Genomic DNA, 4083 nt, shown 5'->3' with positions numbered 1-4083 from the left:
GTCGAACAACACGACGTCACCCAGTTCTTTCAGACCTGCCAGGTGAGCAAGCGTGCCACCAATTTGGCCTGCGCCAATCAAAGCAATCTTGTTCCGTGCCATATCAATTAGCTCCCGTTTACGTAATCCCATCACCTTAAAAAGGCGCTTATTTGTCGCAGTGCGTTACCGGGTTTTACGCATACACGCAAGGCAAACCGACGGGACAACCGCGTTATTTCCCGTATATGGCATCTTTTTCGGATAAAAAAGCAGCTCTAAATCGCCAAAACTGAATTTTTTTTATTTTTTTCAGCTTTCGAATCTCGGCTCCTCCTCGAGATACTCCTCCGAACGCATCTCAATCAGACGGGAGGCCGTGCGATCGAATTCAAACACCTCGGTACCAGACGGCGCGCTATAGAGTTTGTCCGGCTCTGCATCTGCAGAGATGATGAGCTTGACCTTGTTGTCGTAGAGCGCATCAATGAGATTAATGAAGCGCTTTGCCTCATTTCTAAACCGCGCTTCAAGCACTGGTACATTTGCCAGAATGATGGTGTGGTACGCCTGCGCAATGCGCAGGAAGTCCGACGCCCCGAGCGGCTGACGGCAAAGCTCGTCGAAGGTGAACCACGCCACCCCAGCGCAGGTCTTGTCGACCTTTATCTCACGACCGAGGTTCTCCAGTGTTTCAGAGTGTGGTGGCACGTTGTTTGTCAGGCTACGCCAGATCTCATTGAGTTGGCGATCGGATTCCGGCCCAAGCGGGCTCACGTAAACTTGGGTGCCTGCCAGTTTTTCAAGCCTGAAGTCCGTTCTAAAATCCAGCTTCAATACGTCGACCTTCTGCTGCAAAAGGTCGATAAACGGGAGTATGTGGCTTCGGTTCAAGCCGTCCTTGTAAAGATCCTTAGGATCCACGTTGGACGTGGCGACAACAACAACACCACGCTCAAAAAGCTTGGTGAACAGGCGCCCCAACAGCATGGCATCCGCGATATCGGTCACGGTAAATTCATCGAAACACAACAGACGTGTTTCTTCCGCAATTGCTTCTGCAACTGGCAAAATCGGGTCTGAATTTTTAGAATTTTTTTCAGAAATTTGTTTACGCGCTTCGAAAACCCGTGCGTGCGTTTCGGCCATGAACTCATGAAAATGCGAACGACGCTTCTTTGGCTCTGTTGCCACTTGATAGAAGAGGTCCATCAACATGGTTTTGCCGCGCCCAACCGAGCCCCAGATGTAAAGCCCTTTTGGCGCTGCAATCTCGGCTTTTCGTTTGCTGAACAGCCATCCCAGCGCGCTCTTTTTTGTGGCGATGCGCGCCTCGGTCAGCGCTGCATTCAATTCGTCCAGATGGCGCACAACAGCCACCTGGGCGCTATCAGCTTCAATTTCGCCCGCGTCTACCATTGCCTGGTAGCGCCCCTTCACGGTTACAGCGCTTGGTATCGCTTCAGTCACATGGCCCCACTTTAGTTTTGTTGGTTCGATGGAGATCGGGGATCACCCTAGTCGAGTTTTTCAGCCTAGGCATAGTTCCTAGGCAATTTCGCAATCAAGCCAAAATCGCACGGACACCCCTATCAAAAAGTGGGAAGGCCACCTGATAGGTAAGAAAAACCCGGCGCCAGTTAAACTGTGCCGGGCTCAAAATCTCGGATTTTTCGCTTGATTAGCGGCGGAAGGAAATCGGTGCGCCGCTATTTGTCACGCCATTGAAGGAGCTGCCACCACCTGAGAGCTGCGCAATATCAGAGCCTGCTGCATCTTTCAGAACAACCTGACTGCCGTTCAGATCCCAAGCCGCGATACGAGAGAGGCTCTCGTCGCTACAGCCACGGGTATTGGCGCGGTAACCGCCGCTCCATGTCGTCAGCGTCATGAATAGCTTACAGCTGTCCGCGCCAGATGCGACATCCCAACCGCCCAACAGATCGGTACGGCCCACGGAGCTGCCACCTGCTGCGCCTGGCGCTACCGAGGCGACTTGTGTCCCGTCAGCAGTGCCATCAAGAGGCTGGCCGGTGATTTCGCCCTGACCTGCACCCGGTTGCTGATCGAGAGGAGATAAGGAATCCCCTGCTACGGGTGTGGATGGTGTCGCTGGCAGCGGTGATACATAGCTGCGCGTATAGGTGGTGCGCTGGCACGCCATCGTTGAGATTGCGAGAACGGATACCAGTGCAATTGTCAAACCGCGGTTCATAGTGTCTTTCACCCTGCCTCAGTATGAGCGTGCATTAACCATAACTGTCGTAAAGATTGACCCGAAAAGGTAAACAGACCAGTAACAAATTGGCCTAAATGCCTCGTTTCCCCAACACCGTCGCCGACAAAACTGGTTAATGCCGCCTACCTTTGCACAGAAACCAACTGTTTCACAAGTTAACCAGCTACCCGCCAGAGCATATGGTTTGTTTCAAACTGACCAGACAAAAGCGCACGATCAATTGATCCGCAAATCCGCCGGAAAGCAGTCTTTGCATCTTCCAGAGAAGTGATCCGGTGATTTCCCGGAACAACCTGCCACTTGGAAACGACTGGGTCGTTCGCCCACTTTGGCGGCGTCATCATCAAAGCGTCGCTTTGCAGCTCGACGACGAAGTCCGGCTGCGGGGCATGTGGAAACGCAAAAATGTTCCACGATTTCGGTTCGAGGCCTTTATCTGCAATGCCTTTGTCTGCGAGAATCTTGCGACCATACTCGTTCATTCCATCGACAGGCATGGGGCCACCAGAAAAGGCGCGCACAACACCATTGGATTTCGCGTTCGCATAGGCTTCTGCCATCAGGCTCAGCAGCGCATTATCGACACAGACAAATAGAACGTTTGCTATTGCCATTCTATGTCTCCTAGGTCCGTTTTGGGACACCATTTCGTTTAGGGCCCGTTATCAATTTGGTGCCGGATGTAACTCGTTAACCCTTCGGTTCTGTGACACAGTTCAACGAAACTGAAAAATTCCAAAAGTATTGTGGGAAAAGTCGACTAAAGAACTAGGGCACCTTTAAGCAGATTAAACTTTAAACTGCATTGCATTAGAAAATTTGAACATAACTACTGAAAAGTACTAGTATCTTGCCGCCACCTCTAATACGCCTATCTACTTAATAATGCGAAGCTTTTAGAACAGGAGCACATTCAAAATGCCATTTGCCATCTGGTCAATTCTGATTGCGGGCCTGCTTCCTTTGGTTGCATTACTTCCGGGAAAAATGTCCAAGTCTTTCGACAACTCTGATCCTAGAAATCCAGAGTACTGGTCCGAGCCATTTCGGCGAAGAGCGCAGAGCGCGCATTACAACAGCCTAGAGGCGTTCCCATTCTTCGCTGTCGCCGTTTTCGTGGCACTCGGGCAAGGCGGAGACCCGGAATGGATCAACAGCCTGTGCGGCCTCTTTCTTTCCATGCGCGTTCTTTACATCGCCTGCTTCTGGCTCAACCGCGCTTCATTACGCTCGCTCACGTGGACTGTTGGCTTTGCGTGCACAATCGCCATCTTCACAACACCTGTTTGGACCTAACAGTGCAGACACGCAGGGTAAACCTGCAATAACAAGGGGGTTAGTTGCCGCAAGGGCTGCGCCTGGTTCCGGGTTTAGCGCTGGTTAAGGACCGACCACCTGAGGAAGAAACGGTCCGCTTCCTGCATGATTTCGCGAGTAAACGGACGCCGTTTACGCGTCGCAAGTGCAGGACCGGCCTCAATTTCTGCAAGCAAAAGCTCTCCCACGGCGGTGGGAATCGGCTCCAGGTCCTTGAGTTGTCCCTGTCGCTGCCGATCCAACAACTCCACGATCTCACCACGAAGAACAGGGCGGATAAATACATCATCAAGAAGATGCGCGAGCTGAGCGGGCGGCAGGCCTTGCAGTTTGTGCTGTGAATACCAACGCAGCGATAGAGCCGGCCGGAGCAAATCAATCAGCTTTTCCGGCACCATTTCGCCCTGCGGCTGCCCTTTGAACCGACGATGGAATTTCAGCAGCAGTTGAAGATGACTTTGAGCAAAACGTACAGGATCGCCATGCTCTTGTGCGAACCCAACGAAACTATCCTTGAAGCCCTTCACTGAAATCTGAGTAGGGGTGAT

5 protein-coding genes are annotated in these 4083 nt (G+C 52.0%); 1 reads left to right on the top strand and 4 read right to left on the bottom strand.

Going from position 1 to position 4083, the window contains the following annotated elements; translation table 11 throughout:
* Nucleotides 1-291: 291 nt before the first annotated feature.
* From zapE to ACXAD8_RS23130, 3 genes are all read right to left on the bottom strand, one after another.
* A complete protein-coding gene (gene zapE / locus ACXAD8_RS23140; protein WP_475233128.1) occupies nucleotides 292-1449 on the bottom strand; it encodes a cell division protein ZapE in 1158 nt (385 codons plus the stop codon).
* Nucleotides 1450-1660: 211 nt separating this feature from the next.
* Entirely contained in the window at nucleotides 1661-2194 is a 534-nt protein-coding gene (locus tag ACXAD8_RS23135; RefSeq protein ID WP_274217881.1) for a protease inhibitor Inh/omp19 family protein, read from the bottom strand.
* A gap of 179 nt (nucleotides 2195-2373) precedes the next feature.
* Entirely contained in the window at nucleotides 2374-2832 is a 459-nt protein-coding gene (locus ACXAD8_RS23130; protein WP_475233126.1) for an arsenate-mycothiol transferase ArsC, read from the bottom strand.
* Nucleotides 2833-3136: 304 nt separating this feature from the next.
* Here ACXAD8_RS23130 and ACXAD8_RS23125 point away from each other — a divergent pair, with 304 nt between their 5' ends.
* The gene (locus ACXAD8_RS23125; RefSeq protein WP_274217879.1) at nucleotides 3137-3514 is read left to right on the top strand and encodes an MAPEG family protein; all 378 of its coding nucleotides are present in this window, start codon (nucleotides 3137-3139) and stop codon (nucleotides 3512-3514) included.
* A gap of 74 nt (nucleotides 3515-3588) precedes the next feature.
* Here the strand turns inward: ACXAD8_RS23125 and ACXAD8_RS23120 are convergent.
* Nucleotides 3589-4083, bottom strand: a 495-nt coding sequence (locus ACXAD8_RS23120) for a DNA polymerase beta superfamily protein (RefSeq protein WP_475233124.1), incomplete at its 5' end; no start/stop codon positions are given.

This window comes from Planctobacterium sp. AWH2_060, from assembly GCF_056158425.1.
Note: the sequence above shows the minus strand (reverse complement) of the source record. Positions and strands in the feature narration are given on the sequence as shown.

Bases quoted from the DNA above. Each gene is read 5' to 3' on its own strand.
- ACXAD8_RS23135 (WP_274217881.1), bottom strand. From the start codon at position 2,194: ATGAACCGCGGTTTGACAATTGCACTGGTATCCGTTCTCGCAATCTCA.
- ACXAD8_RS23130 (WP_475233126.1), bottom strand. From the start codon at position 2,832: ATGGCAATAGCAAACGTTCTATTTGTCTGTGTCGATAATGCGCTGCTG.
- ACXAD8_RS23125 (WP_274217879.1), top strand. From the start codon at position 3,137: ATGCCATTTGCCATCTGGTCAATTCTGATTGCGGGCCTGCTTCCTTTG.